Origin of the sequence: Sphingobium sp. TCM1 (genome assembly GCF_001650725.1) — a bacterium.
GTDB lineage: Bacteria > Pseudomonadota > Alphaproteobacteria > Sphingomonadales > Sphingomonadaceae > Sphingobium.
The window spans coordinates 124,296-141,605 of sequence record NZ_LXVX01000002.1; the positions used below are offsets into that span (position 1 = coordinate 124,296).

General features: G+C 66.2%; 20 protein-coding genes and 3 tRNA genes. 6 read left to right on the forward strand and 17 right to left on the reverse strand.

Annotated elements, in window-relative coordinates; genetic code table 11:
- The 10 genes from A7Q26_RS01695 to A7Q26_RS01740 form a co-directional block, all read right to left on the reverse strand.
- Entirely contained in the window at positions 1 to 555 is a 555-nt protein-coding gene (locus tag A7Q26_RS01695; protein ID WP_084438940.1) for a NuoB/complex I 20 kDa subunit family protein, read from the reverse strand.
- A complete protein-coding gene (locus A7Q26_RS01700) occupies positions 546 to 920 on the reverse strand; it encodes an NADH-quinone oxidoreductase subunit A (protein ID WP_066855657.1) in 375 nt (124 codons plus the stop codon). The genes A7Q26_RS01695 and A7Q26_RS01700 overlap by 10 nt, the downstream gene beginning before the upstream one ends.
- A gap of 127 nt (positions 921 to 1,047) precedes the next feature.
- Positions 1,048 to 1,863 carry an inositol monophosphatase family protein gene (locus tag A7Q26_RS01705; protein WP_066855660.1) on the reverse strand — a complete coding sequence of 272 codons (816 nt, stop codon included), beginning with the start codon at positions 1,861 to 1,863 and terminating at the stop codon, positions 1,048 to 1,050.
- Positions 1,864 to 1,902: 39 nt separating this feature from the next.
- Complete coding sequence (locus A7Q26_RS01710; RefSeq protein ID WP_066855663.1) at positions 1,903 to 2,277, reverse strand: hypothetical protein; 375 nt, start codon at positions 2,275 to 2,277, stop codon at positions 1,903 to 1,905.
- Positions 2,277 to 2,840, reverse strand: coding sequence for an elongation factor P (gene efp, locus A7Q26_RS01715; RefSeq protein ID WP_066855666.1), 564 nt, complete (start codon positions 2,838 to 2,840; stop codon positions 2,277 to 2,279). Before efp ends, A7Q26_RS01710 begins: the two co-directional genes overlap by 1 nt.
- A gap of 102 nt (positions 2,841 to 2,942) precedes the next feature.
- On the reverse strand, positions 2,943 to 3,503 hold the full coding sequence (locus A7Q26_RS01720) for a M23 family metallopeptidase (protein WP_066855669.1): 561 nt from the start codon (positions 3,501 to 3,503) through the stop codon (positions 2,943 to 2,945).
- The gene (locus A7Q26_RS01725; protein ID WP_066855672.1) at positions 3,500 to 4,588 is read right to left on the reverse strand and encodes a L,D-transpeptidase family protein; all 1,089 of its coding nucleotides are present in this window, start codon (positions 4,586 to 4,588) and stop codon (positions 3,500 to 3,502) included. The genes A7Q26_RS01720 and A7Q26_RS01725 overlap by 4 nt, the downstream gene beginning before the upstream one ends.
- Positions 4,589 to 4,661: 73 nt before the next feature.
- Complete coding sequence (locus A7Q26_RS01730) at positions 4,662 to 5,285, reverse strand: cation transporter (protein ID WP_066855675.1); 624 nt, start codon at positions 5,283 to 5,285, stop codon at positions 4,662 to 4,664.
- Positions 5,286 to 5,315: 30 nt separating this feature from the next.
- Positions 5,316 to 6,008 (reverse strand): thiamine phosphate synthase, encoded by a 693-nt coding sequence (thiE, locus tag A7Q26_RS01735; protein ID WP_066856245.1) that lies wholly within the window; start codon positions 6,006 to 6,008, stop codon positions 5,316 to 5,318.
- 152 nt (positions 6,009 to 6,160) lie between these two features.
- On the reverse strand, positions 6,161 to 7,066 hold the full coding sequence (locus tag A7Q26_RS01740) for a fructose bisphosphate aldolase (protein ID WP_066855678.1): 906 nt from the start codon (positions 7,064 to 7,066) through the stop codon (positions 6,161 to 6,163).
- Positions 7,067 to 7,419: 353 nt separating this feature from the next.
- Between A7Q26_RS01740 and A7Q26_RS01745 the strand changes: the two genes are divergently transcribed.
- On the forward strand, positions 7,420 to 8,619 hold the full coding sequence (locus tag A7Q26_RS01745) for an MFS transporter (protein WP_066855681.1): 1,200 nt from the start codon (positions 7,420 to 7,422) through the stop codon (positions 8,617 to 8,619).
- Between the two features lie 20 nt (positions 8,620 to 8,639).
- On the opposite strand, the gene A7Q26_RS01750 is transcribed toward A7Q26_RS01745, so the two are convergent.
- The 3 genes from A7Q26_RS01750 to tkt form a co-directional block, all read right to left on the reverse strand.
- Positions 8,640 to 9,842, reverse strand: coding sequence for a phosphoglycerate kinase (locus tag A7Q26_RS01750; protein WP_066855684.1), 1,203 nt, complete (start codon positions 9,840 to 9,842; stop codon positions 8,640 to 8,642).
- Positions 9,843 to 9,919: 77 nt separating this feature from the next.
- The gene (gap, locus tag A7Q26_RS01755) at positions 9,920 to 10,930 is read right to left on the reverse strand and encodes a type I glyceraldehyde-3-phosphate dehydrogenase (RefSeq protein WP_066855687.1); all 1,011 of its coding nucleotides are present in this window, start codon (positions 10,928 to 10,930) and stop codon (positions 9,920 to 9,922) included.
- Positions 10,931 to 10,964: 34 nt separating this feature from the next.
- A complete protein-coding gene (gene tkt / locus A7Q26_RS01760; protein WP_066855690.1) occupies positions 10,965 to 12,932 on the reverse strand; it encodes a transketolase in 1,968 nt (655 codons plus the stop codon).
- Between the two features lie 179 nt (positions 12,933 to 13,111).
- Between tkt and A7Q26_RS01765 the strand changes: the two genes are divergently transcribed.
- The 5 genes from A7Q26_RS01765 (at position 13,112) to aqpZ (ending at position 15,660) form a co-directional block, all read left to right on the forward strand.
- Positions 13,112 to 13,306 (forward strand): hypothetical protein, encoded by a 195-nt coding sequence (locus A7Q26_RS01765; protein ID WP_232313639.1) that lies wholly within the window; start codon positions 13,112 to 13,114, stop codon positions 13,304 to 13,306.
- Positions 13,299 to 13,634, forward strand: a complete 336-nt coding sequence (locus A7Q26_RS01770; protein ID WP_066855694.1) for a cell division protein ZapA — start codon at positions 13,299 to 13,301, stop codon at positions 13,632 to 13,634. The genes A7Q26_RS01765 and A7Q26_RS01770 overlap by 8 nt, the downstream gene beginning before the upstream one ends.
- 204 nt (positions 13,635 to 13,838) lie before the next feature.
- A complete protein-coding gene (locus tag A7Q26_RS01775; RefSeq protein WP_066855697.1) occupies positions 13,839 to 14,426 on the forward strand; it encodes a 5-formyltetrahydrofolate cyclo-ligase in 588 nt (195 codons plus the stop codon).
- Entirely contained in the window at positions 14,423 to 14,665 is a 243-nt protein-coding gene (locus A7Q26_RS01780; RefSeq protein ID WP_066855701.1) for a DUF2842 domain-containing protein, read from the forward strand. Before A7Q26_RS01775 ends, A7Q26_RS01780 begins: the two co-directional genes overlap by 4 nt.
- Positions 14,666 to 14,928: 263 nt before the next feature.
- Positions 14,929 to 15,660 (forward strand): aquaporin Z, encoded by a 732-nt coding sequence (gene aqpZ, locus A7Q26_RS01785; RefSeq protein WP_066855704.1) that lies wholly within the window; start codon positions 14,929 to 14,931, stop codon positions 15,658 to 15,660.
- Positions 15,661 to 15,727: 67 nt separating this feature from the next.
- Here aqpZ and A7Q26_RS01790 read toward each other — a convergent pair.
- The 4 genes from A7Q26_RS01790 to A7Q26_RS01805 form a co-directional block, all read right to left on the reverse strand.
- Positions 15,728 to 15,804: transfer RNA gene (locus A7Q26_RS01790), tRNA-Asp, on the reverse strand.
- 79 nt (positions 15,805 to 15,883) lie between these two features.
- Positions 15,884 to 15,960, reverse strand: a tRNA-Asp gene (locus A7Q26_RS01795).
- 83 nt (positions 15,961 to 16,043) lie between these two features.
- A tRNA-Asp gene (locus tag A7Q26_RS01800) sits at positions 16,044 to 16,120 on the reverse strand.
- A gap of 42 nt (positions 16,121 to 16,162) precedes the next feature.
- A complete protein-coding gene (locus A7Q26_RS01805) occupies positions 16,163 to 17,293 on the reverse strand; it encodes an AI-2E family transporter (protein WP_443018149.1) in 1,131 nt (376 codons plus the stop codon).
- Positions 17,294 to 17,310 lie beyond the last annotated feature (17 nt).

Genomic DNA, 17,310 nt, shown 5'->3' on the forward strand with positions numbered 1-17,310 from the left:
TTAACGCTCAATCGTCCCGATCCGGCGGATCTTCCGCTGCAACTGCATGATACCGTAGAGCAGCGCCTCGGCGGTCGGGGGGCAACCCGGCACATAGATGTCGACCGGCACGATGCGGTCGCAGCCACGGACCACCGAATAGCTGTAGTGATAATAGCCGCCGCCATTGGCGCAGCTGCCCATCGAAATCACATATTTCGGGTTGGACATCTGGTCATAGACCTTGCGCAGCGCCGGAGCCATCTTGTTGCACAGCGTGCCCGCGACGATCATCACGTCCGACTGGCGCGGAGACGCGCGCGGCGCGGCGCCGAAGCGCTCCATGTCATAGCGCGGCATGTTGACGTGGATCATCTCCACCGCGCAGCAGGCGAGGCCGAAGGTCATCCACCAGAGCGAGCCGGTGCGCGCCCACTGGAACAGTTCCTCGGTCGAGGTGACCAGAAAACCCTTGTCGCTGACCTCATTGTTCAGCGCGTTGAAGAAGTCCTGGTCGGGCTGCGTCCCCACGGGCGGCATGGTGCCGGGCATGGGGCTGGTCAGTTCTACTCCCAATCGAGTGCTCCCTTCTTCCACGCATAGACGAGGCCGAGCACCAGCTCCGCTATGAAGATCATCATCGTCGCCCAGCCGGCCCAGCCGATCTGGTCGAGGCTTACCGCCCAGGGAAAGAGGAACGCCGCTTCAAGATCGAAGATGATGAAGAGGATCGCGACCAGATAGAAGCGCACGTCGAACTGGCTGCGCGGCTCCTCGAAGGCGGGGAAACCGCACTCATATTCGGAGAGCTTGGCAGGGTCCGGCTTGTGCGCACCGGTCAGGCGGCCCACCAGCATCGGCAGAAAGACGAATGCGGTGGAAAGCAGCATAGCGATCCCGAGAAAGATCAGGATCGGCAGATATTGGGCTAGATCGACCAACGGAATCCCCTGGGCGAATGAAATGTGAGGGCGCTTTAGGCCCGCTGCATATGCGAAGCAAGGGGCCAGGGGCGTGAGAATGAATCGCAAAAAGACCAAGTGACTGAGCCGCTTGGCGCAAGATGCGTCAGCGCAACGCTCCAGCAACCAACTTATGCAATTTGGAATGGATGGCGTCGTTCCCGGCGATCACTTCCTTGCGCTCGATCGGCTGGTCGCCGCCGCGGAAATCGCTGGCGAACCCCCCCGCCTCGCGAACCAGCAACAGGCCCGCCGCGACGTCCCAGGGCTGGAGGCCGCTTTCCCAATAGCCGTCGTACCGGCCCGACGCGACATGGGCGAGGTCGAGCGAGGCAGCGCCGAAACGGCGGATGCCCGCGACCGAGGGCGCCACCGCGCCGAAGATGCGCGTCCATTCCGCCATGTTGCCATGGCCCATGAACGGAATGCCGGTTGCGATCACGCAGTCGGCCAGGTCGCGGCGTGCCGACACGCGCAACCGCTGGTCATGGCGCCAGGCGCCCCGGCTCTTTTCCGCCCAATAGCTCTCGTCCGTGACGGGCTGGTAGATGAGGCCGGTCGTCACTTCGCGCTTCGATCCACCGAACAACGGCTCCTCGACCGCGATCGAGATGGCGAAATGCGGGATGCCGTGCAGGAAGTTGGTCGTGCCGTCGAGCGGATCGATGATCCAGCGCGGCTTGTTGGGATCGCCGGCGATCTCGCCGCCCTCCTCCAGCAGGAAACCCCAGTCGGGGCGTGCCTTCTGCAATTCCTCGACCAGCGTCCTTTCGGCCTGCTGGTCGGCCTTGGACACGAAATCCGCCGGCCCCTTGCGGCTGACCTGGAGATGCTCGACCTCGCCGAAGTCGCGGCGCAGCTTGCTGCCCGCCTTGCGCGCGGCGCGTTCCATGACGGTTAGAAGGCCGGAGTGCGATACCATATATTTTCTCCGCCGCCCGGAATGGAGCGGCCTGCTGGATTATTTCTTGGGGGCGGGCCTGGCGGCCGGGCCGGCGGCGGGACGATAGCCGCAAGTGCCGGCGATCACCGCCAGCATCTGCGACGCGTCCTTGCGATCGACCTTGCCTGCATTGGCGGCGATCACCTTGTCCGTCGCCTCGCTGATCTTGCCGATCGAATTGGAATAGAGGCAGTCGAACAGCGCGTTCTTGACCGGTTGCTCGACCTCGCTCGACTGGAGCGCCGTCATGACCACGCGCAGCACATGGGCCGCGTTGTCGATCTGCGCTTTCGTCGGCGCGGTCGACTGGGCGTGGAGCGCAGCCGGCATGACGCCGATCGCCAGCGCCGTCGCGATGGCGGCGGCCAGTGTCACGCTGCGCCCCATCGGCATCAGTCCGCGCGCTTCACATATTCGCGCTCATACACGTCGACGACGATGCGCGTGCCGGTGACGATGTGCGGCGGCACCATGACGCGCACGCCATTGTCGAGGATGGCGGGCTTGTAGCTGGCCGATGCGGTCTGGCCCTTCACCACCGCGTCGGCCTCCACGACCGTCGCCTCGATGGTTTCGGGAAGCTGGACGCTGATCGGGCGCTCTTCATACATTTCGAGCACGACCATCATGCCGTCCTGAAGGAAGGCGGACGCGTCGCCGATCAGGTCCTGGGCCAGGTTGATCTGCTCATAGGTTTCGGTATCCATGAACACCAGCATGTCGCCTTCGGCGTAGAGATACTGGAAATCCTTGGTGTCGAGCCGAATGCGCTCGACGGTTTCGGCCGACCGGAAACGGACATTGTTCTTGCGGCCGTCGATCAGGTTCTTGAGTTCCACCTGCATATAGGCGCCGCCCTTGCCGGGCTGCGTGTGCTGGATCTTCACGGCGCGCCACAGGCTGCCGTCATACTCGATATTGTTGCCGGGACGAATCTCGACGCCGCTGATCTTCATGGGAAGAGCCTGCCTATATGTCTGAATGTGGAAAAGAGCCGGCCTCTGCGAGGCTGCGCGCGCCTTTACAGCGGGACGGGACGAAGGGCAAGGGGGCGAAGGTCAGCGTGTCGCCAGCAACGGATAGGGATTGATGGGCCTCCCGCCATACCATGGCTCGCCCGGTCGCACGGCATGGACCGCGAAGTGCAGATGCGGCGCCCCAGGGTCGGCATTGCCGGTGCTGCCCACCGTCGCGATCGGCTGTCCCCGCCGGACTGCCTGCCCCTCGCGCAGGCCCGGCGCATAGCGGTCGAGATGCGCGTAATAATAGAGGCGCCGACCGTCGCCCGATCGCTGGTAAAGGGTGCGCCCGCCTTGGTCGCTCCAGAAGATTTTTTCGACCCTGCCGTCGGCGACCGCCAGCACCGCCCTGCCCCGCGCCGCCATGATGTCGATCGCGTCATGCGGCCGGGCGCCGCCGGCGCGGGCTTGCGTGAATGTGTCGGCCAGCGCCGACGGGGGCACGCCTTCCACCGGGATCAGCAGAGCGCCATTATCGACCGGCCCCTCACCGCCGGACGCCGTTGGCGCATCCGCCGGCACGATCCGCACGCAATAGCGGGCAAAGCCGACGCATAGCAGCGCCGCCACCGCCATGCCGGACCACGACCTCGCCCTCATGCCTGGAACGTCGCCTTGACCCCGCTCTTCACCATCTGCGCCAGCCGGGCCGCGTCCCAGTTGGTCAGGCGGATGCAGCCATGGCTTTCGGTGCGGCCGATCGTCTGCGGCTCGGGCGTGCCGTGGATGCCGTAATGATCCTTGGACAGATCGATCCACACCACGCCGACCGGGCCATTGGGGCCGGGCTTGAGCACCGCCTTCTCATCCTTCGCCGAAGCGTCCCAGAAGAGGGTGGGATTATAATGAAAATCCGGATTGCGGCTGACCCCCCTGACGGTCCATTCGCCCAGCGGCAGAGGATCATGCTGCGATCCCGTCGTCACCGGAAACTGCGCGATCAGGCGCTTGTCCGCACCATAAACCTTCAGCAGTCCTTCGGACTTGTCGACGACGATCCGGTCGGCCTGTGGCTGATCCTTTGCGACACCCAGGCTGGCGAGCGTTTCACCCCATCCACGCTCGTCCCCCTCGATGCGCGCGACGGGCTGGTTGTCGACCGCGGGCACCCGGATGGTGAGGCCGGGACCGACCCTGGTGCCCGGCGGGTTCAGCGCCGTCAGCGCCTCCGGCGTGGTATGGAACCGCTCGGCCAGTTTTTCGAGCAGGTTGCGATAGGTCAGCGCGGGCAGGCTCGCCTGTTCGTTCAGCCCCTTGGGAATGCCGAAGAAGGGACCGCGCGCGAAGCCCGGCGGGATCTTCACGAGCCAGCTTGTCGGCCGCTTCTCCCCCTCCATCAACGCGATCCCGGTCTTTTCGTCATAGGCGCCCGTCACCGGCAGTCCCTGCGCCACCTGGAAGCCGCGCAACGCCGCCTTGAAGCTCATGCCGTCCTTGCCGTCGATCACGCCGGGCGAAAAGCCGCGCCGATCGAGCGCCACCTGCGCCTGGAGAACGGGGTTCGCCTGCCACGCCTTCTGTTCCGGCACGATCTCGAACGCATAGTCGCCGTTCCGGTCCGCCGGTTCAGCGACCGCCTTGCCCGGCGGCACCGCCTTGTTCGCGGGCGCGCTTTCATTGGCGTCGGTGACGGACACATTGCAGGCGCCGCACAAAAGCACGGCAAGAAGCAGAGGATTTCGCAAGGCTATTCTCTCCTGTCAGACACGGAAAGAACGCACGAGCGGGCGGAAGGCTGCGCCCCTCCGGCCTGGACTGTCAGGCGGCGCGCCAGATCGGCCACGCCTCGGCCACGACCCGCGCGGCCGACCGCAGGAACAGCAGCGCCATGGCAGAGCCGATCAGAATATCCGGCCAGGGCGAACCCAGCAGTGCGACCGCCCCGGCCGCGATCAGAACGCCGATATTGGAGATCACGTCGTTGCGCGAGCAGGCGAACGTGCTCGCCATGTTCACGTCCAGCCCGCGAAACCGCCACAGCAGGCGCAGGCAGACCAGGTTTGCGACGAGCGCGAGCGCTCCGAAGGCCAGCATCAGCGTCGATGCCGGCGGCACGCCGCTTTGCAGCCTGTCGATGACATTGGCGATGATGCCGACGCCCAGCAGCAGGATAAAACCGCCTTTCGCCAGCGCCGCCCCGGCCTTCCAGCGATCGGACCGGTCCAGCGCATAAAGGCTGAGCGCATAGACCAGCGCATCGCCCAGCATGTCGGTCGCATCGGCCATCAGCGCCGTCGATCCCGCCCAGATGCCGGCCGCAAATTCCAGGACGAACATGATGGCGTTGATCGCCAGCACCGTCACCAGCACCCGGCGCTGATCCGCCCGCCGCGCCAGCCGCTCCAGTTCACCGGCCTTGGAAGAGCAACATTGGTCCGCCATTCCCGCCTCCCCAGTGCCCCTGCCGACCCGTCAGCCGCGACCCAGCAGCGCGGCGAAGGCCGCCACACCCGCCTTGGGACCTTCGGGATGGTTCCACACCGCCCCGCTCACCGCCAGGAAATCGGCGCCCGCGGCCACCAGCGGCGCGGCATTGTTGGCGGTGATGCCGCCGATCGCGACGCAGGGCAATTCGAACAGGGTCGTCCACCAGCCCAGGATCGACGGGTCGGGGCGATGCGCCGTATCCTTGGTGGTGGTGGGGTAGAAGGCGCCGAACGCCACATAATCAGCGCCCGCCTCGCCCGCTTCCATCGCCAGATGGCGGCTGTCATGGCAGGTGACGCCGATCTGCACCCTGGGGCCCAGCAGCTTGCGCGCCGCCTTGGGATCGCCGTCGCCCTGCCCCAGATGGACGCCGTCCGCGCCCAACCGATGCGCTAGCTGCGCACTGTCGTTGATGATGAAGGCGACCTCCCGTTCCGCGCAAAGCCGCTGCAACGGTTCGGCAGCGCGGGCGATCGCGTCCTCGTCCAGCCCCTTGAGCCGCAACTGGAATGCAGCGACCCTACCCCCGTCGAAAGCAGCGGCAAGCTGGTCGACGAAGCCCTCGTCGATCGTCGGCGGGGAAATCAGGTAGAGCTGGCAGGCAGGGCGAAAGCCCTGCTCGAACTGGTCGGCGAAATGCGGGTCGAGCGCCAGTTCTTCATCGGTAAAATCGGTCATGCCCGCTTTATAGCCATTCAAGGCGATCCGCCAAGAGCGGCATGACCGGAACGGAGCGCATGGCCCTCATCCCGCTCGACCCGAGCGCCGATATGTCAGCGAAAGTGACAATGCCGGGCGAGCATCCACCCGCCCGGCATGGCTCGGTCGGTTCAGGCCGCGACCGCCTGCTTGGCGACCGAAGCACCATGGATTTCGTCGATCGCTTCGCCCAGCGACGCGTTGAATTCCTCGTCGCTCATCTGGTGGCGCAGGTCGTTCAGCAGCGCGCGGCTGAAGCTCGCGATGATCCCGCGATTCTTCGCCAGTTCGGCGCAGGCCTCGGTGCGGCTGAAGCCGCCCGACAGGGCGACGACGCGCAGCACCTTGGGATGGTCGACCAACGGATCGAACAGGCCGGCCTTGGCGGGCAGCGACAGCTTGAGCATCACCTGTTCGCCTTCGGGCAGCGCATCCAGATTCTTGAGGATTTCCTCCAGCAGGATCGCGTCGGCTTCGGCGCGCTCGGGCGACTTGATGTTCACCTCCGGCTCGATGATCGGCATCAGGCCGCCTGCCAGCACCTGCCTGCCGACCTCGAACTGCTGCGCGACGACGGCCGCGATGCCTTCGCGGTTGGCAAGGTTGACGACCGAGCGCTCCTTGGTCCCGAAAACGCCCAGCCCCTTGGCGCGCGCCAGCAGCGCGTCGAGGCCGGGATTGGGCTTCATCAGCTGGACGCCATTTTCCTCGTCCTCCAGCCCCTTGTCGATCTTGATGAAGGGCACGACGCCGCGCTCGATCAGGGCGGCGGGCGTCGGCTTGCCGTCGACCGTTCCGTCCATGGTGCGCTCGAACAGGATCGCGCCCAGCACCTTGTCGCCGGTGAAGGGCGGGGCGGTGATGACACGGCTGCGCATCGCATGGATCAGGCCGAACATTTCCTCGTCATTGGACCAGGCGCCTTCTTCGATCCCATAGCCCTTGAGCGCCTTGGGCGTCGATCCGCCGCTCTGGTCGAGCGCGGCGATGAAGCCGTTTCCGTCGGCGATCTTCTGCTTCATGGTCTGATCCAGCATCTGCACATACCTTCTCTTGGGGCACGCCCTCGCGGGGGCGTGCGAAAATGGATTTTCGGCAGACGCTCCATCATCTGCCGGCCGGGCGCGATGTTCGATCGATCACCCCCGCTCTTGGGGCTGGTAGCCAGTCCCATGGCGCACCGCAAGGGAACATCACCCGCAAATCGGCGCAACTGGACCGTCATCGCCGGCATGTCGGCGCAAAGCGCGCGCGGGCGGGCGGATCGGCACGACGTGCCGCTCGCGCGTCGATTGCGCGAAAAACCCGCCTGCCGGCCAAATGCGCCGCAATTCGACGAAACCGGCCGCCATGGGTTGAACGTCGGCCCATCGCGACCCATAGAGCCGCCATGAACAGCATTGCCATCCCCAAACCCGCAACTCTTTCGCGTTTTACCCTGCTGCTGATGGCCGTCGCCTGCGGTGCGATCGTCGCCAACCTCTATTATGCCCAGACGCTGATCGACGTGATCGGACCGGAAATCGGCCTTTCGCCGGGCGTGGCGGGGCTTGTCACCACTCTAACCCAGCTGGGCTATGGCGCAGGCCTGTTCCTGGTGGTGCCGCTCGCGGATCTGTTCGAAAACCGGCGGATCGTGCTGACGTCGATCACCGCCACCATCATCGGCTGCATCGCCATCGCCCTTTCCGATGGACCGGCCAGCTTCCTCGTCGCGTCGATCCTCACCGGCGTCGGCGCGACCGGCGCGCAAGTGCTGGTGCCCCTCGCCTCCCATCTTGCCGCACCCGAAAAGCAGGGGCGGGTCGTCGGGACCGTGATGAGTGGGCTGCTGTTCGGCATCATGCTGTCGCGTCCCATCGCCAATTTCCTGGCCGGATCGGTCGGCTGGCGCGCGACCTTCATCCTGTCCGCGGTGGTGATGGCCATGATGGGCGTCGCGCTTCGCGTCGCCTGTCCTCAGCGCAAGCCCAGGGGCGGCATGGCCTATGGCCAGGTGCTGGCGTCGACCTTCGCCCAACTCGTCAGGCATCGCGTCGTTCGGATGCGCGCCTTCTACCAGGCGGCAATGTTCGCTGCCTTCAACCTGTTCTGGACCGCCGCGCCACTCGCTCTGATCCACGAATTCGATCTGGGTCGTGGCGGTATCGGGGCATTCGCGCTGGCGGGTGCGGGCGGTGCGCTGGTCGCGCCGGTGGCCGGATGGATGGCCGACCGCCGACTGACGCGGCCGGCGTCGCTGATCGGGATGATTGGCCTCTGCCTGGGATTCCTGCTGGCGGACTGGAGCGTGGCAGCGGGCAGCCTGATCGGTTTCACCATCATGGCCGTGCTGATCGACGGCGCCGTGCAGATGAGCCAGGTGACCGGCCAGAAGCTGATTTTCTCCCTGGATCCCCATGCGCGCGGGCGGATCAATGCGGCCTATGTGACCGTGATGTTCCTGGTGGGCGCCCTCGGGTCGGTGATCGGATCGGCGACCTATGAAGCTGGCGGCTGGTCCGCGAGCGCGCTTGCGGGCGCGGCCATCGGCGGGGTCGCCACGCTGGCATTCCTGCTATTCGACCGGGGCGCCAGCCTCGCACGCTGACGCCCGGACGTACCTTCCGCTCAGCCCATCAGCGCCTTGACGCCGGGCAGGTCCTTGCCTTCCATCCATTCCAGGAAGGCGCCCCCGGCGGTCGATACGAAACTGAAATCGGCGGCCACGCCGGCATGGTTGAGCGCCGCCACCGTGTCGCCGCCACCGGCGACCGATGTCAGCTGGCCTTCCTTGGTCAGCGCCGCCGCGGTCTTCGCCAGCGCCACCGTCGCCGTGTCGAACGGCGCGATTTCGAACGCGCCAAGCGGACCATTCCACACCAGGGTGCGGCAATTTTTGAGCGCATCGCCCAGCGCCTCGACGGCGGCCGGTCCGACGTCCAGGATCATCTCGTCCTCGGCCACTTCATGCACGTTGCAGGTGCGGACCGACGGCGGATTGGCGGCAAATTCCTTTGCCACGACCACGTCATAGGGCAGGTGGATGATGCAGCCGGCCTCTTCGGCCTTGTCGAAGATCGCCTCGGCCGTCGCGCTCAGATCCTTTTCGCACAGCGACTTGCCGACATCGACGCCGCGCGCGTAGAGGAAGGTGTTGGCCATGCCGCCGCCGATGATCAGGTGATCGACCTTGGCGACCAGGTTGTTGAGCACGTCGAGCTTGGTCGAGACCTTGGCCCCGCCGACGACCGCCGCGACCGGCGTCACCGGCTCGCCCAGGGCCGCCTGCAACGCATCCAGTTCCTTCTCCATGGAGCGCCCGGCAAAGGCGGGCAGCTTGCGCGCCAGCCCCTCGGTCGAGGCATGGGCGCGGTGCGCCGCGGAGAAGGCGTCGTTGACATAGAGATCGCCGATCGCCGCCATTGCCTCGACCAGCGCCGGGTCGTTCTTTTCCTCGCCAGGGTGGAAACGGGTATTTTCCAGGATGGCGATGTCGCCGGGGCGCATCACCGCGATGCCGTCCGTCGCCGCCTCACCCTGGCAATCGGGAATGAACTGCACTTCGCGACCCAGCACGGCAGAGAGCGGTCGGGTGATCTTCGACAGCGAATATTCCGGGTTCTTCTGCCCCTTGGGACGGCCGAAATGGGCGAGGATCAGCACCTTGGCACCGCGATCGGCCAGTTCCAGCACGGTCGGCATCGCCGCGCGCAGGCGCGTGTCGTCGCTGACCGAGCCATCCTGCATCGGCACGTTCAGATCCTCGCGCACCAGCACCACCTTGCCGGTGATGTCGCCCATGTCGTCGAGTGTCTTGAACGGCTTGGCCATGATCGCTCCTGTCTTGGCAGATAAAGGTCGGTAGAAGAAAAACCCCGCCGGTTTGATCCGGCGGGGTCTCGAAAGGCTTAGAGGAACTTCGCCACGACACCCGTGGTGTCGATCATGCGGTTGGAGAAGCCCCATTCATTGTCGTACCAGCTCAGCACGCGGACCAGAGTGCCGTCGATCACGGCCGTTTCCAGGCTGTCGACGGTCGAGCTGCGCGGATCGCTGTTATAGTCGATCGACACCAAAGGCTCGTCCGAATAGCCCAGCACGCCCTTGAGCGGCCCGGATTCCGAAGCGGCCTTCAGCAGTTCGTTGACTTCCTGCACGCTCGTCGCGCGCTTGGCGTCGAACTTCAGGTCGACGACCGAGACGTTGGGGGTCGGCACGCGGACCGAAGACCCGTCCAGCTTGCCCTTCAGCGCGGGCAGAACCTCGCCCACGGCGCGGGCGGCGCCCGTGGTGGTCGGGATCATCGACAGGGCTGCGGCGCGGGCGCGGCGCATGTCCTTGTGGATCTGGTCCAGCGTGTTCTGGTCGTTGGTATAGCTGTGGATGGTGGTCATGAAACCGCGTTCGATGCCGATCGCGTCATGCAGCACCTTCGCCAGCGGCGCGAGGCAATTGGTGGTGCAGCTCGCGTTGGAGATCACCACGTCGTCGGCGGTCAGCATGTCGTGGTTGACGCCGAACACGATGGTCTTGTCCACGCCGGTGGCGGGCGCGGAGATGACCACGCGCTTGGCGCCGGCGGTCAGGTGGGCGCTGGCCTTCGCCTTGTCGGCGAAGATGCCGGTGCATTCCAGGGCGATCTCCACGCCCTGCGCCGCGTGGGGCAGCTTGGCCGGGTCGCGCTCGGCGGTCACGGCGATGCGCTTGCCGTCGATGACCAGGAAATCGCCATCGACGCTCACGTCGCCCGCCCAATTGCCATGCACCGAGTCGCGCTTGAACAGCAGGGCGTTCGCCTTGGCGTCGCCCAGGTCGTTGATGCTGACCAGTTCCAGATCATGATCGGTGCGCGAGAGGATGGCGCGCGCCACCAGGCGCCCGATGCGTCCGAAACCGTTGATTGCTACCTTCGTTGCCACTGCACTTGTCTCCCGGTTTGCGTGTGATTTTGGTTCAGGCCTTCAGCGCGGCCGCGATCTGCGGCGCGATCTTGGCCGCGGTCAGGCCGAAATGGTCGTACAGCGCTTCCGCCGGGGCCGACGCGCCGAAGCTGTCGATGCCGAAGCGCAGGCCGGCGATCCCGGTATAGCGTTCCCAGCCGAAGGTCGTGCCCGCCTCGATCGACACGCGCAGCACATGATGGGGCAGCAGCTCGTCCTTGTAGGACTGGGGCTGCGCCTCGAAATGCGCCCAGCTCGGCATCGACACGACATCGGTGCCGATGCCCTGTTCTTCCAGCGCCTTGGCGGTGGCGACCGCGATCTCGACTTCAGATCCGGTGGCGATCAGCACCACATGCCGCTCGGCGGTGGCCGCGACCAGGCGATAGGCGCCCTTCGCCGACAGGTTTTCGCTCTTTTCGGTGCGCAGCTGCGGCAGGTTCTGGCGGGTCAGCGCCAGCACCGACGGGCCGGTCGCATCCTTCAGCGCCAGTTCCCAGCACTCCGCCGTCTCGACTATATCTGCCGGGCGATAGACGTCCAGATTCGGGATCATCCGCATCGACATGACATGCTCGATCGGCTGGTGGGTCGGGCCGTCCTCACCCAGGCCGATGCTGTCATGGGTCAGGACATGGATCACGCGCTGCTGCTGGAGAGCGGCAAGCCGGATGCCCGCACGCATATAGTCGGAAAAGACCAGAAAGGTGCCGCCATAGGGGATGACGCCGCCATGCAGCGCCATGCCGTTCATGGCGCAGGCCATGCCGAATTCGCGGATGCCATAATAGACATAGCGGCCTGAATAATCGTCCTTCGTCAGCGGCCCGGTCGACTTGGTCTTGGTGTTGTTCGATCCGGTAAGGTCGGCCGAACCGCCAAGCGTTTCGGGCAGCAGGTCGTTGATCGCGCCCAGCGCCAGCTCGCTCGCCTTGCGGGTCGCGACCTTCTGCGGGTTGGCGATCAGGCTGTCGATATAGGCGGTCAGCGAGAAGTCGGCGGGCAGCTCGCCGGCCATGCGACGAGAAAATTCCGCGCCCTTCTCGTTGCTTGAGAGGCGATCCTCCCATGCGGAACGAACATCTGCCCCCTTTGCGCCGATCGCCTTCCAGGCCGCGGCGATGTCGTCAGGGATGACGAAGGGTTCAGCGGTCCAGCCCAGAAACTCGCGGGCTGCGGCGACTTCGGCCTCGCCCAGCGCGGAACCGTGGACACCCGACGTGCCGGCCTTGTTCGGCGCGCCATAGCCGATCTTGGTGGCGCAGGCGACGATCGAGGGGCGCGCATCGGCGACCGCTTCCGCCAGCGCGCGGCGCACGTCGGCGACGTCATGGCCGTCGCACGACACGACATGCCAGCCGGTGGCGGCATAGCGGGCCAGCACGTCCTCGCTGCTCGACAGGTCGACCGCACCGTCGATGGTGATCTTGTTGTCGTCCCACAGCACGATCAGGCGACCCAGGTTCAGGTGCCCCGCGAGGCCGATCGCCTCATGGTTGATGCCTTCCATCAGGCAGCCGTCGCCGGCGATCACCCAGGTGCGATGGTCGACCAGATCGTCGCCGAACTGCGCGTTCAGGTGTCGTTCCGCGATCGCCATGCCGACGGCGGTGGCCAGGCCCGATCCCAGCGGGCCGGTGGTCGCTTCCACGCCCGCCAGCTCGAAATTCTCCGGGTGGCCGGCGCAGGGGCTGTGCAACTGGCGGAAATTGGCGATGTCCTCGATTGTCGGCCGCGCATAGCCGGTCAGGTGCAGCAGCGAGTAGATCAGCATGGAGCCATGACCAGCCGACAGGACGAAACGGTCCCGGTCCGCCCATTTCGGCTGGGTCGGATCGAATTTCAGATACTCGCCGAACAGCACCGTGGCAACGTCGGCCATGCCCATCGGCATACCCGGATGGCCGCTGTTGGCGGCCTGCACGGCGTCCATGGACAGCGCCCGGATGGCGTTGGCGAGCGACTTTTCGGAAACGGTCATGGCGGGCGGGCGTCTTTCCTGAACAGGCATAGGGACGGCCCGCGCACCTGCGGGCGAGTCGAGTTGCGGCCTCCTTTGTCGCGTCAAGCCCCATGCGTCAACCATCGCAGGGGGCAAGGGCGCGCCGAACCGCCCTTTCCCGGCTTTCACGCGCGCCCGGCTTTCGCTATGGATGAGTCATGGCAAGCGAGCGCATGATGCAGGCGATCGGCACGCTGGAGCGTGCGGTCGGCCGGCTCGAACAGGATGTGGCCCGGATCGCGGCGGCTGCACGGTCCCCTTCCTCCCCCGATGTCGACGTGCCCGCCGCCCATGCGGCGCTGCGGTCGCTCGATGATCTGATCGCGGATCTGAAGGGGCGCACCGATGGCTGAAACCACGCTGCACATCGCCAGCCGCCAATATGACATAGGTTGCCGCGACGGGGACGAGCCGCACATGGCCTATCTGGCGCGGATGATCGAGGAAAAGGCGCGCCTTGCCCAGCAATCGACGCCGGGCCTCACCGAAATCCGCACCCTGCTCTTTGCCGCGCTCTTCCTGGCCGACGAACTCAACGACCTGCGGCGCGAACTGGCCGGGCGACAGGAACGGCTGGCGCTGGAGGCGGATGACGATGCGGCCGCCCGCGCGGTCGAGGCGCTGGCGCTCAGGATAGAAAAGCTGCGCGACGGGCTTGCCGCACCCGCCCCAAGCGCCTAGATTGACGGTGACGGGCACTGCGCGGCACGAGCTTTAGCGAACATCCCTGAGGCGATAATCACATCCTAGGGGGCTGTCCCTGGGCGGGCTCCGGCCCGATCTACATGGTCCCCACCTGACGTTGAGGCGTCAGAGGATCTTCCAGCAAACGACCGAGGCGGTCCCGTCACCCTTCCGCCTTCCCGCCACTTCACAAGGGCCATGATGAGCGACGAGACGCCTCCCGCCGACAAATCGACATTGCGGGGGATCGCCCGGGACCGGCGGCGCGCCTTCGTCGCCACGCTCGATCCGCTGGCGCACCGCCTCGCGTTCAAGGTTCTCCCCTCCCCCCTCGCCCGCCGCATGGCGGACGCGCGGGTGGTGGCGCTCTACATGGGGCTGGACGACGAAGCCCCCGCGCAGAGGCTGGCCGCGCAACTCCAGGTCATGGGCAAGATCGTGGCCCTTCCGCGCGTCCTCGATCGGCTGGGCAGCATGGACTTTCTCCCCTGGCGTCCCGAAGATCCGCTGCTTCCCGGTCTGTTCCGCACCAGCCACCCCGATCCGGGCGATGGCCCGGTGACGCCCGATGTCATCATCGCGCCGCTGGTCGGCTTCGACCGCGCGATGAACCGCCTTGGCCAGGGCGGCGGCTATTATGACCGCGCCTTCGCCCGCTTCGCCGATGCGCTGCGCGTGGGCATGGCCTGGTCCGCGCAGGAAATGGACGCAGTACCCGCCGATCCGTGGGATCTCCCGCTGCACGCCATCCTGACCGAGGTCGAACTGATCGAAGGACCGGACCTGTGAGCATCGACCCGCGCCATTATCATCAGCCCAGCTGGCGCAAGCCCGTCGGGATGCTCGCGATCCTCGGACTGATCGCGCTGTGGGCCGTCCTCGTCGCCAGCCTGTCCGGCCCGATCGGCGCGCTCCCGGTCTGGATGCAGACACCCCTCTACGTGGTCCTCGGCATCGTCTGGATCTGGATATTGCCGCTCCGGCGTCTGCTCGCCTGGATGGAAACGGGACGCTGGCGGCGCGGATAGTTCGTGCGCAGTTAGGCCGTGACAAGCGCGTTGCGAATCATTATCAACAATGTTGAGCTAGCGTAACGGAAGCCCGCATCTGTCCGGGCGCGCCGTCGCTGCCGGACGGAGTGCGTCGCCATGTCGATCAGGCCATCCCTGTCCCTGCCGGTTGAGCCGCTGCCAGCCCGCTTTCGCCATTCCCCATTCCTGCCGGGCGGCGCCACCCCGCCCCGGACGTCGACGCCGTTGGTGGCATGGACCCGCTGGCACAGGAGACGGTGATGGTTGCATTGAGCAAGAGGCTTTTCGCTGAGACATTGGGAACATTCTGGCTGGTGTTCGGCGGCTGCGGCAGCGCGGTGCTGGCCGCCGCCTTCCCGGATGTCGGCATCGGCCTGCTGGGCGTCAGCCTGGCGTTCGGGCTGACGGTCCTGACCATGGCCTATTCGATCGGCCATATTTCGGGTTGCCACCTCAATCCGGCGGTCACGATCGGCCTGTGGGCGGGCGGCCGCTTCCCGGTGCGCGACATCGCCCCCTATATCGTGGCACAACTGGTCGGCGCCGTGCTCGCGGCCGCGCTGCTGCTGTTCATCGCCAGCGGCCAGCCCGATTTCGCGCTTGCGGACAATGGGCTGGCGGTAAACGGCTTTGGCGCACTGTCGCCCGGCGGCTACAGCCTCGCTTCGGGTCTCGCGATCGAACTGGTGCTGACCTTCGGCTTCCTGTCGGTGATCCTGGGCGCGACCGACAGCCGTGCGCCGGCGGGCTTTGCGCCGATCGCCATCGGCCTGGCGCTGACGCTCATCCACCTCATCAGCATCCCCGTCACCAACACCTCGGTCAATCCGGCGCGCAGCACCGGCCCCGCCCTGCTCGTCGGCGGACTGGCGCTGCACCAGCTCTGGCTGTTCTGGCTCGCACCTGCCCTGGGCGCGCTCGCAGCGGGCGGCGTCTATCGCTGGCTCGCGACCGAACCACTGCCCCCGGCAGTAACGGGCGGCGATCTCTAGGGCACATGCCGGGCGGGCTGGCGCCATGCGTGGCGCTGGCCCTGCCATCTATCCTTGCATGGGGAAATGGCGCGAGTGACGGGGCTCGAACCCGCGACCTCCGGCGTGACAGGCCGGCGCTCTGACCAACTGAGCTACACCCGCGCAGGGCGTGCATCGCTTACCGGCCGGACGGCCGCCAGAGTCTGCAAATCTGGGAAAATCACCTCCCTTGGAAGGAAGGTGGCGCGAGTGACGGGGCTCGAACCCGCGACCTCCGGCGTGACAGGCCGGCACTCTAACCAACTGAGCTACACCCGCGCAGGGTGGCATCCATTCGCAACCTTTCGGCCGCCAGACGATGCGGATCTTCTACACCATTTCCACCTTCCGGTCAGGGAAAGTGGCGCGAGTGACGGGGCTCGAACCCGCGACCTCCGGCGTGACAGGCCGGCACTCTAACCAACTGAGCTACACCCGCGTTTGGTGTGGAAGCGCCGTCTATGAGCGTCCGCCGATGCTGTCAACCGTCCGCAACGTCAGTTTCCTCTTTCTCGTCATTTTCTTTCCGGCGTGGAACCGTCAACGTTCCCTGTTCGAACAGGAATCCCGCAATGTCGGGCGTTCCCGCCGCCGATACCACCGTCTGGAGGATGATGAGCAGCGGCACCGCCAGCAACGCGCCGGGCGTCCCCCACACCCAGCCCCAGAAGGTCAGCGACACGAGAATCAGCAGCGGGTTCATCGTCAGCCGCCGGCCCAGCAGCAGCGGGGTGACGACATTGGCCTCCACCAGGTGGAAACCCACCTGCAACGCAGCGGGCAGCAGCGCCATCCACACATCGTCGAACACCATCAGCCCGCCCAGCGCCAGCAGCACCGCCGCCAGCATCGGCCCGAAATAGGGGACGAAGTTCAGCAAGGCGACGATGCCGCCCCACATCAGGGGCGACGGCATTCCGATCACCCACAGCGCCACCGCGACCGCCAGCCCCAGGCACAGGTTGATGGTGGCGATGGTGATGACATAGGCCGATGTCGCGTCGACCACATTCTGGATCACACGCGCCACCGCCATCGCGCCGTCGAAACTGCCCCGGCTGTTGATGGTCCGTCGCCGCAGCTTGGTCCAGCCGGCAAGGAAGAAATAGATAATGAGCAGCGCGAACACCATCTGGATGATCGCCGATGGGGCCGATGTGGCGGCGAATTGCAGCAGCGACCGGGGCGCCTCCACTGCCGCCGTCTGCGCCGCCGCGACCGGGCCGGTGGCCAGCATCTGCACGGTTTCGTCGACGAAGCGCTGGAGATTGGCGTAAAAGTCGATCAGCGGGGCAAGGTTCGCCTGTATCTTGGGCAGGCGCTCCGGCAGGATGCGGAACCAGTCGGTCGCCGGCACGACGATCAGCACCAGCGCGGTATTGGCGACCAGCAGGAAACCGACCATCGCGATCAGCGCCGCCAGCCCCGAAGGCAGGCCGCGCCGCTCCATCCATTCGAGCAGCGGCACCAGCGCGATCGCGATCACCAGCGCGGCGGCCAGCGGCAGGAAAAATTCCGCGCCCGCGCGCAGGGCAAAGGGCAACGCCAGGATCAGGCCGATTCCCGATGTCAGCGCGATCGACGCGAGCAGGCGGTCGCGCCGCCGATTCATTTCCTGCTGGTCCGCCG